This window comes from Burkholderia sp. RF7-non_BP4 (genome assembly GCF_001521935.1).
Taxonomy (GTDB): Bacteria; Pseudomonadota; Gammaproteobacteria; order Burkholderiales; family Burkholderiaceae; genus Burkholderia; species Burkholderia diffusa.
The window spans coordinates 202,651-220,199 of the sequence record NZ_LOTA01000007.1 but is presented as its reverse complement, the minus strand read 5'-3'; the positions used below and the strand labels follow the sequence as shown (position 1 = coordinate 220,199).

The window sequence follows — 17,549 nt, the reverse complement described above, 5'->3', positions numbered from 1 at the left end:
ATCGAGTCTCGTGCGACGGTGCAGTGAAAGAGCGGGTTCGATTATAGAACTTACCTTCGGTTGCAACGGGCGGTGTCTGCGTTGACAAGCCCGGCACGGTTGTCAATAATCAGTTCCAATTTAGAACTTACTCGCGCGGCGACGCGCTTTCAATCAGGAGACAACCCGATGAATCCGCTTTCCCTGTCCGGTCTCGAACTGCTGCGCGCGGCGGCGGCGGGCGATCTGCCGCTCGCGTCGATCTCGGAAACGATCCCGATGCGGCCGCTGGGCGTCGAGCTCGGCTACGTGAAGATGTCCGCGCGTGCGGACGGCCGGCACCTGAATCCGCTCGGCGGCGTGCACGGCGGGTTCGCCGCGACGGTGCTCGACTCCGTCACGGGCTGCGCGGTGCATTCGATGCTCGACGCGGGCGTCGGTTACGGCACGGTCGACCTCCACGTGAAAATGCTGCGTCCTGTGCCGCGCGACATCGACCTGATCGCGGAGGGGCGCGTGATTCACCTGTCGCGTTCGCTCGGCGTGGCGGAAGGCACGCTGAAGACGCCGGACGACAAGATCGTCGCGCACGCATCGGCAACCTGCTTCATTCAGCGGCCGCAGTGACGCAGCGGGCGGCGTCGTTACGCCGGCCCGGTTCGTCCGGCATGATCCGGACCGCGCACGCGAAGGCCGCCGTACCCCGAATGAGCGAGCTCGAGCGCACATCGCAGGCGGCCTGTAAGCGAACGCACCGGCCATCTGAAGCGTTCGTTTCAATGTGATAGCGTTCCTGCTTTCCACTGACGCGACAGGAACAGCATGGAATACCGCACACTCGGCAATTCGGGCATCGAGGTCAGCCTGATCGGTCTCGGCACGATGACGTGGGGCGAGCAGAATTCTGAACGCGACGCCCACGAGCAGATCGATTACGCGCTCGGGCAGGGCGTCACGCTGATCGATGCCGCGGAAATGTACCCGGTGCCGCCGAAGCCCGATACGCAGGGACGCACGGAGCAGTACATCGGCACCTGGCTCGCGCGGCATCGGGCGCAGCGCGATCGAATCGTGCTCGCGACGAAGATCGCGGGCCCGGCGCGGCAGCCGCACAATCCGCGCCATATTCGCGGCGAAGGCAACCAGTTCGACCGCAAGAACCTGACCGAGGCGCTCGACGGCAGCCTCAAGCGTTTGCAGACCGACTATGTCGACCTGTATCAACTGCACTGGCCCGATCGCAGCACGACGACATTCGGCCGCCCCGCGTATCCGTGGGTCGACGACGCGTACACGGTGCCGATCGAGGAAACGCTGGGCGTGCTCGCGGAATTCGTGAAGGCCGGCAAGGTCCGCGCGATCGGCGTGTCGAACGAAACGCCGTGGGGCGTCGCGCAGTTCCTGCGCGCGGCCGAGAAGCTCGGCTTGCCACGCATCGCCAGCATCCAGAATCCGTACAGCCTGCTGAACCGCACGTTCGAGAACGGCCTGTCCGAGTTCACGCATCGCGATGGCATCGGACTGCTCGCGTATTCGCCGCTCGCGTTCGGCTGGCTGTCCGGCAAGTACGAGAACGGCGCGCGTCCGGCCGGCGCGCGCATCACGCTGTTCGAGCGTTTCCAGCGTTATAGCAAGCCGCAGGCCGTCGAGGCGACGTCGCGCTACGTCGCGCTCGCGAAACGGCACGGGCTGTCGCCCGCGCAGCTCGCGCTCGCGTTCGTCAACAGCCGGCCGTTCGTGCGCAGCAACCTGGTCGGCGCGACGTCGCTCGCGCAACTGAAGGAGAACATCGGCAGCATCGACGTGACGCTGTCCGACGAGATCCTCGCCGAGATCGACGTGCTGCACGAACGGCAGCCGAACCCGGCGCCGTAAACGGCGAGCGGCCCGCGCGGCACGGTGCCGCGCGGGCCGCGTCCGATGCGCATTGCCGCGGGGTCAGCGCATCCCGAGCCGCGTGCGCGCGACCAGCAGTGCGACGAGACTCAGCACCGCGCAACCCATCAGGTACAGCGCCGGCGACAGCCGGTTGCCGGTCGCGCTGATCAGCCATGTGATCACGAACGGCGCGAAGCCGCCGAACAGCGTGACGCCCGTGTTGTAGCTGACGGCGAGGCCGGTCGCGCGGGTCTGCGACGGAAACAGTTCGGCCATCAGCGCCGGCAGCGCGCCGCAGTACGTCGCCTTCAGCAGCCCGATCCAGATCAGCGCCGCGAGCATCGTCGCGAACGACGCGTGGTGCGTGAGCCACACGAACGTCGGCCATACGGTGGCGAGCATCAGCACGGCCGCTGCCGCCATCACGCGGATCCGCCCGGTGCGGTCGGACAGATGGCCGACGAGCGGCGTGACGAGCGTCAGCACGAAGCCGGTCGCGAGCGTCGCCGCGAAGCCCGTCGATGCCGGCAGCCCGAGTTGCTTGATCGCATACGTCGGCATGTACAGCACCATGTAGTTGATCGCGGTCGAGATCACGAGCACCCCGATCGCCAGCAGCACGCGCATCTTCTGGTCCGCGAACAACTCGCGTACGGGTGCTTCGGAGCGCGCCTGCGTCTTGAACTCGACCCCCTCGTCGACGTAGCGGCGGATGTAGAGCCCCACCGGGCCGATCGCGAGGCCGAACAGGAACGGCACGCGCCACCCCCAGCTTTCGAGTTGCGCGACGCTCAGCGTCGACGTCAGCAGCGCACCGAAACCCGATGCGAGCAGCGTCGCGAGGCCCTGGCTCGCGAACTGCCAGCTCGACATGAAGCCGCGCCGCTGCGGCGCGTGTTCGACGAGGAACGCGGTCGAGCTCGCGAATTCGCCGCCGGCGGAAAAGCCCTGCATCAGCCGCGACAGCATGATCCCGAGCGGCGCGAGGATGCCGATCGATGCATAGGTCGGCATCAGCGCGATCAGCAGGGTGCCGACCATCATCATCCCGATCGACAGCAGCAGCGACGCCTTGCGGCCCGCGCGGTCCGCGTAGGCGCCGAGCACGAAGCCGCCGATCGGCCGGATCAGATAGGAGAGCCCGAACGTGCCGAGCGTGAGCAGCAGCGACGTCGCCTCGCTCGTCGTGGGGAAGAACAGCTTGGCGATCGTCACCGCGAAAAAGCCGTAGACGATCAGGTCGAACCATTCGAGCGCATTGCCGATCGATGCGGCGAGGATGATGCGCCGGATCTTCGCGGCGCTGGGGCGCGCGGCGTCCTGCGAGGTCAGGGTGGTCGTATTCATCGTGTGAGCAGGTCCCGAGAAAGGGGCGAAGCGCGTTACAGGGCGGCGCCGGCCGCGGCGGGTGCCGCGCGGCGAACGGGCGGCGCGGCCTCGCCGAGATCCCAGAAGAGGCCGGCCATCATCTGCAGTCCCTCGCGCACGACGCTCGCGAGCAGGTGCTCGTCGGGCGCGTGCTGCGAGCACGCCGGATACGAGTGCGGTACCCACAGCGTCGGCAGCCCCAGCGTATCGGCGAATACTTCATTCGGCAGCGTGCCGCCGAGGTTCGGCAGGATCGCGGGCTTCTTGCCGGTCGTGCGCGCGAGCGACGCGACGGCCCAGCGGACCCACGGATCGTCCGGCGGCAGGCGCGTCGCCGGCGCGCCGCGTTCGACGTCGATCTCGATGTCGGCGAAGCCGTGCGCATCGAGATGCGCGCGCAGATGCACATGCAGCGCTTGCCAGTCGGTGCCGACCACGAAACGCAACTGGCAGTGCGCGTATGCGACGGGCGGAATCGCATTGACCGGGTGCTCGGGATTGCCGGCCTTGAACGCGAGAATCTCGAACGTATTCCAGCCGAACACGCGCTCGGCGGCGGAGAGGCCCGGCTCGCCCCAGTCGGCGTCGAGCGCCGGATCGCCGGGGCCGCCGCCGACGGACAGGTCGGCGAGCGCGGCGCGCACGGCGGCCGGGATCGGCGGCGGGCGCAGCCCGGCGACGCGGATCGCGCCGCGCGCGTCGACGAGGCTCGCGAGCGCGTTCGCGAGCACGGTCGCCGGGTTGCGCAGCAGGCCGCCCCAGTTGCCCGAGTGATGGCCGCCATCGCGTGCGCGCAGGCTCAGCTTGAAGTTGACCGAACCGCGCGAGCCGAGGAACACGGTCGGCCGTTCGGCGGTGAGGCGCGGCCCGTCGGACGCGATCAGCACGTCGGCCGCGAGCGCGTCGCGCTCCTGGCGGCACAGTGCGTCGAGCCCTGGCGACCCCGTTTCCTCGCCCATCTCGATCAGCAGTTTCGCGTTGAAGCCGAGCCGGCCGCCGCGCGCGGCGAGCACGCTCGCCAGCGCGGCGAGGTTGATCGTGTGCTGGCCCTTGTTGTCGGCACTGCCGCGGCCGTACCAGCGATCGCCGTCGACGGTCAGCGTCCACGGCGACAGCGGCGCGCGCCATTGCGCGTCGTAGCCGCGCACGACGTCGCCGTGGCCATAGACGAGCACGGTCGGCAGCGCGTCGTCCTCGTGGCGCGACGCCAGCAGGAAGGGACCGCCGTCGTCGACGGGGTTCTCGACGATGCGCGACGTGAAACCCAGACGCGCGGCCTCCGGCGCGATCTCGTCGGTCAGGTAGGCGCGCAGCGCGGTGCTCGAGCCGCTGTCCTGACTTTCGGTGCGCAGGCCGACGCGGCGGCTCAGGGTCGTGAAGAACGCGCCGGATTCGAACTGGTTCAGCGCGTGCTGGATGGCGGCGGTACGGCTCAAGACGTGTCTCCTGTATCGGTTTTCCGGCGGGTGCGGGCGCGCACGGCCGAAAGTGCGATCGATTCTAGAAAGCCGTTTTTTTTGTCACAATGATCGAATTTCGAACATTTCCTTGCCGAAAAGGCAAAGCGGAGCGGCCTGGGTCACAGGCCCGGGGACAGAACGATGGCGGCTTTCCTGCATGGTCTTGCGTTGCGGTATTTCGTCGAAGTGGCGCGCACCGGGTCGATCAGCGACGCATCCGCGAGGCTGCACGTGGCCGTCTCGGCGATCAGCCGGCAGATCGCGAAGCTCGAGAGCGAACTCGGTGCGCCGCTGTTCGAGCGCCGGCCGCGCGGGATGGCGTTGTCGGAGGCCGGCGAACGGCTGCTGGGCTTCGCGCAGCGCAGCCTGCTGGAGGCCGAGCATGTGATGAAGGAAATCGGCGGGCTGGAGGCGCTGCACGGCAGCCTGTTGAAGATCGCCTGCTCGGAAGGCTTCGCGATCGATTTCCTGCCGGGCGCGCTCGCAGGCTTCAAGGCGCGCCACCCGGGCGTCGATTTCTCGGTGTGGGTCGTGTCGCCGGCGGAGGCGACACGGCGCGTGCGCGACGGCGATGCCGACATCGGTCTGACGTTCAGCCTGGCGCCGGAGAAGGGTGTGCGTGTCGAACACACGGAGCGTGCGCCGGTTTTCGCGCTCGTGCGGCGCGACCATCCGCTCGCGGCGCTCGACTCGGTGTCGCTCGCCGATGTCGCGCGGCATCCGCACGTGCTGCCCGAGGCCGGCACGACGGTGCGCCAACTGATCGACATCGCGTGCGTGCTCGACGGGCTCATGCTCGAGCCGGAACTGACCAGCAACAATACCGCGGCGATGTACCGCTACGCGCAGCGTACCGGCGCGGTGATGTTCACGGGGCTGCTGTCGGTGCGGGACCGTTTCGACGCGGACGGCTTCGTCGTCGTGCCCGTCACGAATCCCCAGCTACGCGAGCGGAGCATCCAGGTGCAGACCATGGCGGGGCGCGATCTGCCCGCGTCGGTGCGCGCGTTTCGCGACCATCTGATCGACGTGATGAGCAGCGCGTCGCCCCCGCCGGGTGCCGTGCGCGGCCCGAGACGCCCGGGCATGAGATAATCGCGAATCCGCCTTCCGTGCCCGTGCGGCTCGCCGAGCCGCATCGCCCCTGTTCGACGCCAAATTGAAAAACCTGATTGTCACCCTCGATCGCGCCGGCGAGTTCGACGAGATCATCGACGTGCGCACGCCGCTCGAGTTCGCCGAGGATCATATTCCCGGCGCGCTGAACGCGCCCGTGCTCAGCAACGAGGAGCGCGTGATCGTCGGCACGATGTACCGCCAGGTGTCGCCGTACGAGGCGACGCGCGTCGGCGCGGCGATGGTCGCGCGCAACATCGCGCGCCATCTCGACACCACGTTCGCCGATCGGCCGCGCAACTGGCGGCCGTTGATCTATTGCTGGCGCGGCGGCAAGCGTTCGGGTTCGATGACGACCTGGTTCAATCTGATCGGCTGGCAGGCGCGCCAGCTCGAGGGCGGGTACAAGTCGTACCGCCGCTCGGTATGCGCGACGCTCGATACGCTGCCGACGCGGTTCCGCTACATCGCGCTCGTCGGTCACACGGGCTGCGGCAAGACGCGGCTCCTGAACGCGCTGCGCGACGAAGGCGCACAGACGCTCGATCTCGAGGCGCTCGCATGCCACCGCGGCTCGCTGCTCGGTGCGTTGCCGGGGGTGCCGCAGCCGACGCAGAAGTCCTTCGATTCGGGGCTCGTCGGCACGCTCGAGCGTTTCGACCCCGCATGGCCGGTGTTCGTCGAATCGGAAAGCCGCAAGATCGGGCTCGTGCAGTTGCCGCTCGCATTGCTGGGCGCGTTTCACGCGGGGCCGTGGGTGCAGGTCGAGGCAGCGCACGACGAACGTATCGCTTTCCTGCTCGAGGATTACGCCCATCTGTTCGATGAACCGGCAGTGTTCAAGGCGCAGCTCGAACGGCTGATCGGCCTGCACAGCCGTGAAGAGGTCGCGCGCTGGAACGCACTGATCGACGCGAACGAGCGCACCGAATTGTTCCGCACGCTGATCGACAAGCATTACGATCCCGCCTATGCGCGCACCTATCGTTCGTCGCACGACAAGCCGAATCGCGCACTGACGTTCACTTTCCGGCCGAACGCGGCCGATGGGCGCCACCAGGCGCGCGCGCTGCTCGACGCGCTCGCGCAGGCCGGGCTGCCGGCATCGCCCACGGCTGGCGCGGCGGCGCGAGCCGACATCGACAACAACCCCACGACCACCACACGATGACGACCACACGCACCCAACCCAGTCCGGCGCTCGGCTGGATGACTTTCCTGCTGATCGCAGTCGCGGGACTGTTCTACGTGAAATGGTTTCCGTATTACAACAAGGCGTTCGTCGCCGCCGAGCATCATTCGATCGGCCAGTCGATCCTGATGGGCACGTCGGCGAGCGCGCCCGAGCCTTCGCTGAAGGCGGCGCTCGACTACGCGTGGGCGTACGGCAAGGCGATCTGGCAGGCCATGGTGCTCGGCCTGCTGCTCGGTTCGGCCGTGCAGGCGCTGCTGCCGGCGCACTGGGTCGCGCGCGTGCTCGGCCGCACGGGCTTCGGCAGTGTCGCCGCGGGCGGCCTGCTGTCGCTGCCCGGCATGATGTGCACGTGCTGCGCGGCGCCGGTCGTCGCGGGCCTGCGCGCGCGGCACGCGTCGCCGGGCGGCGCGGTCGCGTTCTGGCTCGGCAACACGGTGCTGAATCCGGCCGCGCTGGTGTTCATGGGCTTCGTGCTCGGCTGGCACTGGAGCGCGCTGCGGCTCGTGCTCGGCGTCGCGATGGTGTTCGGAATCGGCTATCTGCTGAACCGTATCGTGCGTCCCGAGGACCGCAGCATCGACGACGCGCAACTCGCCGCGCTGGTGGCCGAGCAGACCGCCGCGGGCAATCCGTTCGTCCGCTGGATGAAGCTGCTTGCACGCATGGCCGTGCGGCTCGTGCCCGAATACATCGTGCTCGTGCTGCTGCTCGGCGCGGCGCGCGCGTGGCTGTTCCCGCATATCGGCCCGGACATCGGCAATCATCTCGGCTGGATCATCGCGTTCGCGGTCGCGGGCACGTTGTTCGTGATCCCGACGGCCGGCGAGGTGCCGATCATCCAGGCGATGTTGTCGCTCGGCATGGGCGTCGGCCCGGCCGCTGCGCTGCTGATGACGCTGCCGCCGATCAGCGTGCCGTCGCTCGCGATGCTCGCGCGCTCGTTCAAGCCGTACATGCTGGCGATCGTCACGGGCCTCGTCGTCGTGTTCGGGATCGTGAGCGGGCTGCTCGCGATCGCGTTCGGGTTCTGACGGACACGCGGGCGGAACGGCGATCGGGCGCGACGGCCGGACAAGTCCGGCGCGTGTGCCCGGTCGGCGCGCGGGGCGCGACATGCCCGGCTGCCGGCGACCGGGCCTGTGCGATGGCAGCAGTGCCGCGCGCCGACCGATCCCGCCGCGCGACCGTCGTATTCATCCGGCGCCGCCGCTTCACGCGTGCGGTGCCCTTTACAAGAAGCAAACAGGAAAACGCATGACCCAACCGAAGATTCATCCTCGACTCGAAAAGGCGCTGACGCGCGGCGATCTCGCGATCCGCCAGGCCAATTCCGCGCGGGCGACTGCCGTGCTGAACGCACTCGGCACGATGATCATCGAAGCCTCCGCCACGATCGGCGTCGAGGCCAGCATCGACATTCCGCAGGGCGACCGCATTTACGATCCGGTGAACGGCCTGTGGCCGCAGAAGATGCTGGTGTCGTTCGACGGTCCGGTCGACGAGGCCGACGCTGAAGAGCTGCGCGCGGTCTATCTCATCGCCGACGATCCGGGTACGCAGTTCCGCGTCGAATGGCATCGCGCGGACGGCAAACTCGGCCGCCAGGAAGGCGGCCCGCTGGCGACCGTCGCATTCCTGACCGACGTCGAGATTCCGTGGAGCGACGACGACGAGTAACGTCGTCGCCATTTCATCGCAGCATCGCGCGGGCGCCGTGCGCGCCGGCCGTCAGCGCATCATCCGCCGCCGGAACAGCCACGCGGAGACCACGAATCCGCCGACCGCATAGCCGGCGAGCACCGCGAGATGCAGGCCGACGTCCGTCGCCGGCCGGCCGAGCATCGCGGGGCGGATCAGTTCGACCGCGTTCGCCAGTGGCAGCATGTGCGCCGCATGCTGCGCGACCGGCGGCAACTGCGTGATCGGGAAGAACACGCCCGACAGCAGCAGCATCGGCGTCAGCACGAGCGTCTGATAGAACATGAAGAAGTCGTAGGACGGCGCGAGCGCGGTGACGATCATCGCCGTGCTCGCGAACGCGAGGCCGGCAAGTGCGATCACGGGCAGCGCCGCGAGCATCGACGGAAACCGCGCATAGCCGAGCAGGCCCGCGACGAGCATGATCGCGACGCCGGACAGCAGCGCCTTGCTCGCTCCCCAGACAATCTCCCCGAGCACGATGTCGCCCAGCGCGAGCGGCGTGTGCATGATCGCTTCCCAGGTGCGCTGCACGTGCATTCGCGAGAAGCCCGAATACATCGATTCGAAGCTCGCGGACATCATCACGCTCGAACCGACCGTGCCGGCCGCGAGGAACGCGATATACGACACGCCGTCGACGTGGCCGAGCATCAGGCCGAGCCCGAACCCCAGCCCGAACAGGTAGATCATCGGATCGGCGAGATTGCCGAACAGCGAGGCGAGCGCGAGCTTGCGCCACACGAGGTAATTGCGTCGCCACACGGCAATCCAGTTGGTGGCATTCGCGGGCAGCGCGATCGCGAAGCGCGATTCGCGTGGCGGTGCGGACGGCGCGGCGGCGGAATAGTTGCGTACGTCCATGATCGATCAGTCCTGCATTTCGCGGCCCGTGAGCCGCAGGAACACGTCCTCCAGATTGGCCGGACGATGCAGATAACGCAATCCCGTGCGACCCTTGAGCCGCGCACTGAGCGGCTCGGGATCGGTCACGTAGCAGAACAGCGTCTCACCGCTGATCTCGGTGTGTTTCGCGAACGGCGCCAGTTCGTCGCGCAGCGCGATCGGCTCCGGCCCGTAGATTTCGATCACGTCGCAGCCGATCTCCGATTCGATCAGCGCGTGCGGCGCGCCTTCGGCGATCTTGCGGCCTTCCTCGATCACGCACAGCCGGTCGCACAGGCGCTCGGCTTCCTCCATGAAATGCGTGGTGATCAGGATCGTCTTGCCGCGCGCCAGCAGCGACCGCAACCGCTCCCACATCAGGTGCCGCGCCTGCGGATCGAGGCCCGTCGTCGGCTCGTCGAGCACCAGCACGTCGGGATCGTTGACGAGCGCGCGTGCGAGCGTCAGACGGCGCTTCATGCCGCCCGACAATTCGCCGACCTTCGCATCGGCCTTGTTTTCCAGCTTCGCGAATTCGAGCAGCGGTTGCACGAGCGCGCGTGCGGCGTGTGCCGACATGCCGAAATAGCGGCTGAACACGAGCAGGTTCTCGCGGACCGTGAAGTCGGGGTCGAGGTTGTCGAACTGCGGGACGACGCCGACGCGCTGGCGCGCATGGCGCGCGCGTGACGGAACCGGCTCGCCGCAGAGTGAAATGGTGCCGGCGTCGGGATACGCGAGGCCGAGCAGCATCTTCAGCGTGGTGGTCTTGCCGGCGCCGTTCGGCCCGAGCAGGCCATAGCATTCGCCGGCCTGCACGTGGAAGGACAGATCATTGACGACAAGCTTGTCGCCATAGCGCTTTTCGACGTTCCGGAAATCGATCGGTGCAACGGACATGGGCAGGTTGTCGTTGTAATCAGCGGACGCGGACGCGTTTCGCGGCCGGTCGGTCGGGCACGCCGGCCGGCGAACGGATCGGATGAATGCGTGTCACATGGGCATGACCGAGGCGAACGCACGTCGACGGCACGAACGGGCCATTCTAGTGCATCGGCTGTGTCTCTTCAGGGCGGCCCCGCGCGGCACGGTGCATGCGCGCACGGATCGTGCACCGCATCATCGCCGACGCGCCCCGCGTGGCGAATCAGCGTTTTCCATCCCTTGCGTCCGGAATTGCGGCGCACCATGATGAGTACATAGGGTACGTAGTCGCGACAGGGAGGTTTCATGGCTAGCTACAACAAGATTCTGCTGTGCTACGACGGCACGCTCGAAGGACGCAAGGCATTGCGGTGCGGCGCCAATCTCGCGCTGGACCTGAAGGCGGAAACGCATTTGTTGTCGGTCGTCGACATGCGCTCGAGCATCGCGCAAAGCGCCGGGCTGCTGACCGACGTCGCGTGCGGCCGCTTCGAGGAAACCGCGCGCGAGATCCTGCAGGAGGGTGTGAACTGGCTGCGCGAGCGCGGCGTTCAGGCGGAAGGCCATTTCGCATTCGGCTATCCGATCGACGAAATCGCGAATCTTGCGACGGAATTGAAGGCCGACCTCGTCGTCGTCGGCCATCGGTGCCGTAGCGGGTTGTCGAGATGGTGGATGGGGTCGGGCAACACGCAACTGCTCGATCGCGTGAACTGCAGCATTCTGGTCGCATGTTCGTCGGCGGAAGAGCAAAAGGCCGAGATCGCACGCGAACGCGAAGCGGCCACCGCGAGCGGCAAGTGATGCAATGATCGTGAGACCGGCCGGGTCGTGCTGCGATTCGGGCCGGTCGCGCGCCGTGCCGCTAGCGGCAGCTACGCCGAGTGCGGCCGCTCAGGCGTGCAGGTCGATCGCCGACAGCTTCCACGAGAACAAGCCGAAGCGGTGGAAGATCGCCGCATAGCGTGTGCCGTCGGCGCTGCGCTGGTAGGTCACGACAAATTCATCGATATTCCGGTAGCCGGCGCTCGTTTGCTGCGGATGACCCGCCTCGCCGGGGCTGGCGGGTGCGGGCGAAACTGCGGCCGAGGCGGGAGCATTGCTGCTCGGCGCGGGTGCGTTCGCCGGATTGACCGGCGGCGCGGCCGGTGCGTTGCCAGGCGCAGCGCCTGACGGCGGGTCCGACCATTCGGGCGGCCGTTCGCCCGGATTGCCGCGCGGAGGAATGCCGTTCATCAGCGCCGCTACACCTTCCGGTGTCGCATAGGCATCGACCAGCGGGCCGATCAACGCGGATCCGATCAGCGCGCCAATCACCGCGAACGGGTTGTCCTTCTTCACCGCGTCGATCCGGCGCATCAACTCTTCCGTCACCTGTTGCTTCAGGCTGATGCGTAGCGACGGGAAATCGACATATTCGCTGACCGCTTGCGCATCGCGCGCGTCGATCGCCGATTTCAGGCGACCGAGCGCGACGTACGGCGATGCGTACGCGTAACCGATCGCCATCAGGACGGCGACGGCCAGCACGACGATCAGCAATGGCTTGAGCCGCCGCGCGCGGCCCGAAGATCCAGTCACGATGCCTCCGGTGCGGACAGGTTCCGCAATCAGAGACCGCCGTGCGTGGCCGATCGTTCCTCGGCGATGCAGCGATCGATCATCCGGCACACGGCATCGATCGTCCCGACCATGATCAGGCGCGACCGGCCGTGATAGACGCGCACGGGCGCACGGCGCGCCGGCTCCGCGTGATTCAGGCCGGCGTTCAGCGAAACCCGCGCGAACGCGGGAAGCGCTGACGGCAGCAGCGACGCCTGCCGTTCAACTGCGACTTCTTGGCTCACCACGGGCGCCGCGGCGGACAGCGGCGCGCAGGGCGTGCGGCCGCGCAGGTGACGCAGGCGGCCGAATTGACGGAAAGGCAGCAGACGGGAAAGGCGTTCCATGATGTTCTCCTCAGCGAGACCGATTGTCAGAGTTCGCCCGAGCGGATCAGCCCGACGGCGATGCCTTCCAGCGCGAATTCCGCGCTGCCGGCCTTGACGAAGATGTTTTCGTAATCCGGGTTCTCCGCGATCAGCTCGAGGCCGCCGGGCCGGCGCATCAGGCGCTTGACCGTGACGTCGTCGCCGAGGCGCGCGACGATGATCTGGCCGTCCTTCGCTTCCGTGCGCTTCTGCACGGCGAGCAGGTCGCCGTCGAGAATGCCGGCGTCGCGCATCGACAGGCCGCGCACCTTCAGCAGGTAATCGGGCTTGCTGGTGAACAGCGCGGGATCGCACGCGTAATGCTGCGAGATGTGCTCCTGCGCGAGGATCGGGCTACCGGCCGCCACGCGGCCGACGAGGGGCAGCGACAGTTGCATCAGGCCGGCGTGCGGCAGCGTGAACTGGTGCGGGGCGTCGTCGATGCCGAGCAGGCGGATGCCGCGTGACGCGCCGGCGGCCAGCTCGATCACACCCTTGCGCGCCAGCGCACGGAGGTGTTCCTCGGCCGCGTTCGGCGAGCTGAAACCCAGCTCTGCCGCAATCTCGGCGCGCGTGGGCGGGAAACCGGAGCGCTCGATCGCGCGGCGGATCAAGTCGAACACTTGCTGCTGACGGGCGGTGAGTTTGGTCATGGCTGAACTGTATGGATAGACAGTGAGCTGTATTTTTATACAGTACTTCGCGAATTTCAAGTGTTACTTGAGGTTCGACGCGATCGCGTCGGTTCCGGCGCAATTTCGCGACGCCCGGACGCCGGTTTGTCCGCCGCAACCGTCCGTCCCGTCTGCGTTAGCACTTTTGAGTATTAAAAAATGAGGAACGATTATTTTTAATCATGTAACCCGTTCGCTAGACTGGCTCGACATCGCAAGACCGACAACACTGGAGAACCAAGGATGGCGAAGCGCAATACGGGGCTGGTGGGCGGAGTGGGCCGCCTGATCGCAACACTCGCGCTGGGCGCGGCGGCAGCGCTGGGCGTGGCGACGCACGCCCAGGCCGATACGACGTTCCTGAACGTGTCCTACGACCCGACGCGCGAGCTGTATCAGGACTTCAACCAGGCGTTCGGCAAGGCGTGGAAGGCGAAGACGGGCGAGACGGTCAACTTCAAGCAGTCGCACGGCGGCTCGGGCGCGCAGGCGCGCTCGGTGCTCGACGGCCTGCAGGCCGACGTCGTGACGCTGGCGCTCGCCTACGACATCGACGCGATCGCCAACAAGGGGCTCGTCAACAAGGACTGGCAGAAGCGCCTGCCGGACAACGCATCGCCGTACACGTCGACGATCGTGTTCCTGGTGCGCAAGGGCAACCCGAAAGGGATCAAGGACTGGGACGACTTGACCAAGCCGGGCATCTCGATCGTCACGCCGAACCCGAAGACGTCGGGCGGCGCGCGCTGGAACTACCTGGCCGCATGGGCATACGCCGTTCACAAGCCGGGCGGCAACGAGCAGAGCGCGAAGGAGTTCGTGACGAAGCTCTACAAGAACGCGGGCGTGCTCGACTCGGGCGCGCGCGGCGCGACGACGAGCTTCGTGCAGCGCGGGATCGGCGACGTGCTGATCGCGTGGGAGAACGAGGCGTTCCTGTCGATCAAGGAATTCGGCACGGACAAGTTCGAGATCGTCGTGCCGTCGGTGAGCATCCTGGCCGAACCGCCCGTCGCGGTGGTCGACAAGGTGGTGGACAAGAAGGGCACGCGCAAGCTGGCCGAGGCCTACCTGAATTTCCTGTACAGCCCGCAGGGCCAGGAAATCGCGGCGCGCAACTACTACCGCCCGCGCTCGAAGAACGTGCCGGCGGAGCTGACGAAGCAGTTCCCGAAGCTGAAGCTGTACACGGTCGACGACACGTTCGGCGGCTGGACGAATGCGCAGAAGACGCATTTTGCGGACGGCGGCGTGTTCGACTCGATCTACAAGCCGCAGTAACGCCACGCAGTAACAAACCATAACGACAGCGGCGCGCCACGAGAGCGCGCCGCATCCCCGACGGCCCGCCGGCGCGACTCCCCGCGTCGGCGTTTGCGTCGGACCCATGAGCAGCAACGACCCAGCAAGAGCATCCGATGACGACGTACACCTTTCGCAAGCCGAGCGCGCTGCCCGGTTTCGGCGTGACGCTCGGCATCACGGTGGCCTATTTGAGCCTCGTGGTGCTGATTCCGCTCGCCGCCACGTTCCTGAAGACCGCGACGCTGTCGTGGGACCAGTTCGTCACCGCCGTCGCGTCGCCGCGCGTGCTCGCGTCGTACCGGCTGACGTTCTCCGCCGCGCTCGGCGGCGCATTGATCAACGCCGTGTTCGGCTTTCTCGTCGCGTGGGTGCTGGTGCGCTACACGTTCCCGTTCAAGCGCCTCGTCGACGCGATCGTCGATCTGCCGTTCGCGCTGCCGACGTCGGTCGCCGGCATCTCGCTCGCGGCCGTCTATGCGACCAACGGCTGGGTCGGCCAGTATCTCGCGCCGTTCGGCATCAAGATCGCGTTCACGCCGGTCGGCGTGCTGGTGGCGCTGACCTTCATCGGGCTGCCGTTCGTCGTGCGCACCGTGCAGCCGGTGCTCGAGGATTTCGAGCGCGAGCAGGAAGAGGCCGCCGCGTGCCTCGGCGCATCGCGCTGGCTGACGTTCCGCCGCGTCGTGCTGCCGGCCGTGCTGCCGGCGCTGCTCACCGGCTTCGCGCTGGCGTTCGCGCGCGCGCTTGGCGAGTACGGCTCGGTCATCTTCATCGCCGGCAACGTGCCGATGAAATCCGAGATCACGTCGCTGCTCATCATCACGAAGCTCGAGCAGTACGACTATGCGGGCGCGACCGCGCTGGCGGTCGTGATGCTGGTCGTGTCGTTCCTGATGCTGCTGTTGATCAACTCGCTGCAGTGGTATCTGCAGCGCCGTACGAGCAAGGGCGCGAGCGGCCCCGCGCCGGCGACCGTCACCGTCGCCGCAGCAGCAGGAGGCCAGCAATGACCCAGGAGTCCAACGCCGTGCTGAACGACCCCTCCGTCGCGCGCGTGCGCACCGCGAAGCAGCCCGACCCCGTCAGCGAGCCGCGCGCCGTGCGCTGGCTGCTGATCGGCGTCTCGCTGACGTTCCTTGCGTTCTTCCTCGTCGTGCCGCTCGCCGCGGTGTTCGTCGAGGCGCTGCGCAAGGGCGTCGGCTTCTATCTCGAATCGCTCGCCGATCCCGACGCATGGTCGGCAATCAAGCTGACGTTGACCGTCGCCGTGATCGCGGTGCCGTTGAACCTCGTGTTCGGCGTGTGCGCATCGTGGGCGATCGCGAAGTTCGAATTCCGCGGCAAGGCGTTGCTGACCACGCTGATCGACCTGCCGTTCTCCGTGTCGCCGGTGATCTCGGGCCTCGTCTACGTGCTGCTGTTCGGCGCGCAGGGCTGGCTCGGGCCGTGGCTGCAGAACCACGACGTGCAGATCATCTTCGCGGTGCCGGGCATCGTGCTCGCGACGATCTTCGTCACGTTTCCGTTCGTCGCGCGCGAGCTGATTCCGCTGATGCAGGCGCAGGGCACCGACGAGGAAGAGGCCGCGCGCGTGCTCGGCGCATCGGGCTGGCAGATCTTCCGGCGCGTGACGCTGCCGAACGTGAAGTGGGGCCTGCTGTACGGCGTGATCCTGTGCAATGCGCGTGCGATGGGCGAGTTCGGTGCGGTGTCGGTCGTGTCCGGCCACATCCGCGGCGTGACCGACACGATGCCGCTGCACGTCGAGATCCTGTACAACGAATACAACTTCGCGGCGGCGTTCGCGGTGGCGTCGGTGCTGGCGCTGCTCGCGCTCGTCACGCTCGCGCTGAAGCTGCTCGCCGAACGTCACCTCGCCGCCGAACTGGCCGGCGCACGCGATGACGTTCCCGCTCATGCCGGCCCCGCCGCCGCCATTTCGTCGAAATCGTAAAGAGGCAACCAGAATGGGTATTACCGTCCGTCACCTTCAGAAGCGCTTCGGCGATTTCACCGCGCTCGACGATGTGTCGCTCGACTTTCCGCCGGGCGAGCTCGTCGCGCTGCTCGGGCCGTCGGGCTGCGGCAAGACCACGTTGCTGCGCGTGATCGCGGGCCTCGAGCACGCGGACGCCGGCCAGGTCGTGCTGCAGGGGCTCGACGTCGCGTCGGTCGGCGCGCGCGATCGCCAGGTCGGCTTCGTGTTCCAGCATTACGCGCTGTTCCGCCACATGACCGTGTTCGAGAACGTCGCGTTCGGGCTGCGCGTGAAGCCGCGCCGCGAACGGCCGTCCGAAGCCGTGATCCGCGAGAAGGTGCACGAGCTGCTGAAGCTCGTGCAGCTCGACTGGCTCGCGCAGCGCTACCCGTCCGAGCTGTCGGGCGGCCAGCGCCAGCGGATCGCGCTGGCCCGCGCGCTCGCGGTCGAGCCGAAGGTGCTGCTGCTCGACGAGCCGTTCGGCGCGCTCGACGCGAAGGTGCGCAAGGAACTGCGCGGCTGGTTGCGGCGCCTGCACGACGACCTGCACATCTCGACGATCTTCGTCACGCACGACCAGGAGGAGGCGCTGGAAGTGGCCGACCGGATCGTCGTGCTGAACCGCGGCCACGTGGAGCAGGTCGGCAGCCCGCAGGACGTCTACGACCATCCGCAAAGCGCGTTCGTCTACGAGTTTCTCGGCGCGGCGAACCGGCTGCCCGGCACGGTCGCCGGGCGCGGCTTCGTCGCCGAGGGGGCGGCTGCGCCGATCGCGGTCGACGCCGATTTCGCGGGCCCCGCGAACGCGTACGTGCGACCGCACGACCTGCAGCTGTGGCCGGCCGGCGACGGCCATCGCGACGGCATCGCGGTCGACGTGCGCCGCGTGATCCCGCTCGGCGGCTCGGTGCGCGTCGAGCTCGAGGCCCGCACGGGCGGCGCACTCGAAGCGGAACTCGATCGCGACGCGTGGCGCGCGCTCGCGCTGCAGGTCGGCGACGGCGCGACGGCCGTGCCGCGCGCGGTCCGCGTATTTCCCGCACACTGACGCCCGAGCCCGGTAAAGAGAAGAGGGCGGATACCGCTCCGGATCGACATTCGAACAACGACAGCCCAAGA

At 67.6% G+C, this 17,549-nt stretch carries 18 protein-coding genes; 11 read left to right on the top strand and 7 right to left on the bottom strand.

Going from position 1 to position 17,549, the window contains the following annotated elements; translation table 11 throughout:
- Window positions 1–168: 168 nt before the first annotated feature.
- Entirely contained in the window at window positions 169–606 is a 438-nt protein-coding gene (locus WS49_RS03450) for a PaaI family thioesterase (RefSeq protein ID WP_059524501.1), read from the top strand.
- Window positions 607–801: 195 nt separating this feature from the next.
- A complete protein-coding gene (locus WS49_RS03445; protein ID WP_059524499.1) occupies window positions 802–1,854 on the top strand; it encodes an NADP(H)-dependent aldo-keto reductase in 1,053 nt (350 codons plus the stop codon).
- A 63-nt stretch (window positions 1,855–1,917) separates the two neighbouring features.
- Here the strand turns inward: WS49_RS03445 and WS49_RS03440 are convergent, their stop codons facing one another.
- Window positions 1,918–3,204, bottom strand: a complete 1,287-nt coding sequence (locus WS49_RS03440) for an MFS transporter (RefSeq protein ID WP_059524497.1) — start codon at window positions 3,202–3,204, stop codon at window positions 1,918–1,920.
- 35 nt (window positions 3,205–3,239) lie between these two features.
- The gene (locus WS49_RS03435) at window positions 3,240–4,661 is read right to left on the bottom strand and encodes a M20 family metallopeptidase (RefSeq protein ID WP_059524494.1); all 1,422 of its coding nucleotides are present in this window, start codon (window positions 4,659–4,661) and stop codon (window positions 3,240–3,242) included.
- Between the two features lie 165 nt (window positions 4,662–4,826).
- On the opposite strand from WS49_RS03435, the gene WS49_RS03430 reads away from it, so the two are divergent.
- The 4 genes from WS49_RS03430 (at window position 4,827) to WS49_RS03415 (ending at window position 8,673) form a co-directional block, all read left to right on the top strand.
- Entirely contained in the window at window positions 4,827–5,780 is a 954-nt protein-coding gene (locus WS49_RS03430; protein ID WP_059524493.1) for a LysR family transcriptional regulator, read from the top strand.
- Window positions 5,781–5,844: 64 nt separating this feature from the next.
- Window positions 5,845–6,972 (top strand): tRNA 2-selenouridine(34) synthase MnmH, encoded by a 1,128-nt coding sequence (gene mnmH / locus WS49_RS03425; RefSeq protein ID WP_059524491.1) that lies wholly within the window; start codon window positions 5,845–5,847, stop codon window positions 6,970–6,972.
- The gene (locus tag WS49_RS03420) at window positions 6,969–8,027 is read left to right on the top strand and encodes a permease (protein ID WP_059524489.1); all 1,059 of its coding nucleotides are present in this window, start codon (window positions 6,969–6,971) and stop codon (window positions 8,025–8,027) included. The genes mnmH and WS49_RS03420 overlap by 4 nt, the downstream gene beginning before the upstream one ends.
- A gap of 223 nt (window positions 8,028–8,250) precedes the next feature.
- Entirely contained in the window at window positions 8,251–8,673 is a 423-nt protein-coding gene (locus tag WS49_RS03415) for a hypothetical protein (protein WP_059524488.1), read from the top strand.
- 51 nt (window positions 8,674–8,724) lie between these two features.
- On the opposite strand, the gene WS49_RS03410 is transcribed toward WS49_RS03415, so the two are convergent.
- Window positions 8,725–9,558, bottom strand: coding sequence for an ABC transporter permease (locus tag WS49_RS03410; protein WP_059524486.1), 834 nt, complete (start codon window positions 9,556–9,558; stop codon window positions 8,725–8,727).
- 6 nt (window positions 9,559–9,564) lie between these two features.
- A complete protein-coding gene (gene nodI / locus WS49_RS03405; RefSeq protein WP_059524484.1) occupies window positions 9,565–10,479 on the bottom strand; it encodes a nodulation factor ABC transporter ATP-binding protein NodI in 915 nt (304 codons plus the stop codon).
- A 330-nt stretch (window positions 10,480–10,809) separates the two neighbouring features.
- On the opposite strand from nodI, the gene WS49_RS03400 reads away from it, so the two are divergent.
- The gene (locus WS49_RS03400) at window positions 10,810–11,307 is read left to right on the top strand and encodes a universal stress protein (RefSeq protein WP_044843612.1); all 498 of its coding nucleotides are present in this window, start codon (window positions 10,810–10,812) and stop codon (window positions 11,305–11,307) included.
- A 90-nt stretch (window positions 11,308–11,397) separates the two neighbouring features.
- On the opposite strand, the gene WS49_RS03395 is transcribed toward WS49_RS03400, so the two are convergent.
- From WS49_RS03395 to lexA, 3 genes are read right to left on the bottom strand one after another with little or no spacing between them, the layout of a single operon-like run.
- Entirely contained in the window at window positions 11,398–12,084 is a 687-nt protein-coding gene (locus WS49_RS03395; protein ID WP_059524482.1) for a DUF2939 domain-containing protein, read from the bottom strand.
- 29 nt (window positions 12,085–12,113) lie between these two features.
- Window positions 12,114–12,452 carry a hypothetical protein gene (locus WS49_RS03390; RefSeq protein WP_040144136.1) on the bottom strand — a complete coding sequence of 113 codons (339 nt, stop codon included), beginning with the start codon at window positions 12,450–12,452 and terminating at the stop codon, window positions 12,114–12,116.
- 26 nt (window positions 12,453–12,478) lie between these two features.
- Window positions 12,479–13,126, bottom strand: coding sequence for a transcriptional repressor LexA (gene lexA, locus WS49_RS03385; protein WP_006754655.1), 648 nt, complete (start codon window positions 13,124–13,126; stop codon window positions 12,479–12,481).
- A gap of 264 nt (window positions 13,127–13,390) precedes the next feature.
- Here lexA and WS49_RS03380 point away from each other — a divergent pair, with 264 nt between their 5' ends.
- The 4 genes from WS49_RS03380 to WS49_RS03365 all read left to right on the top strand — a co-directional run bounded on the left by WS49_RS03380 (window position 13,391) and on the right by WS49_RS03365 (window position 17,478).
- On the top strand, window positions 13,391–14,428 hold the full coding sequence (locus WS49_RS03380) for a sulfate ABC transporter substrate-binding protein (protein ID WP_059524480.1): 1,038 nt from the start codon (window positions 13,391–13,393) through the stop codon (window positions 14,426–14,428).
- A gap of 137 nt (window positions 14,429–14,565) precedes the next feature.
- On the top strand, window positions 14,566–15,462 hold the full coding sequence (cysT, locus tag WS49_RS03375; RefSeq protein WP_059524478.1) for a sulfate ABC transporter permease subunit CysT: 897 nt from the start codon (window positions 14,566–14,568) through the stop codon (window positions 15,460–15,462).
- Window positions 15,459–16,406, top strand: coding sequence for a sulfate ABC transporter permease subunit CysW (gene cysW / locus WS49_RS03370; RefSeq protein WP_059524476.1), 948 nt, complete (start codon window positions 15,459–15,461; stop codon window positions 16,404–16,406). The genes cysT and cysW overlap by 4 nt, the downstream gene beginning before the upstream one ends.
- Before the next feature lie 13 nt (window positions 16,407–16,419).
- Window positions 16,420–17,478: a sulfate/molybdate ABC transporter ATP-binding protein gene (locus tag WS49_RS03365; RefSeq protein ID WP_059524474.1), complete on the top strand. Its 1,059-nt coding sequence runs from the start codon at window positions 16,420–16,422 to the stop codon at window positions 17,476–17,478.
- Window positions 17,479–17,549: the final 71 nt, after the last annotated feature.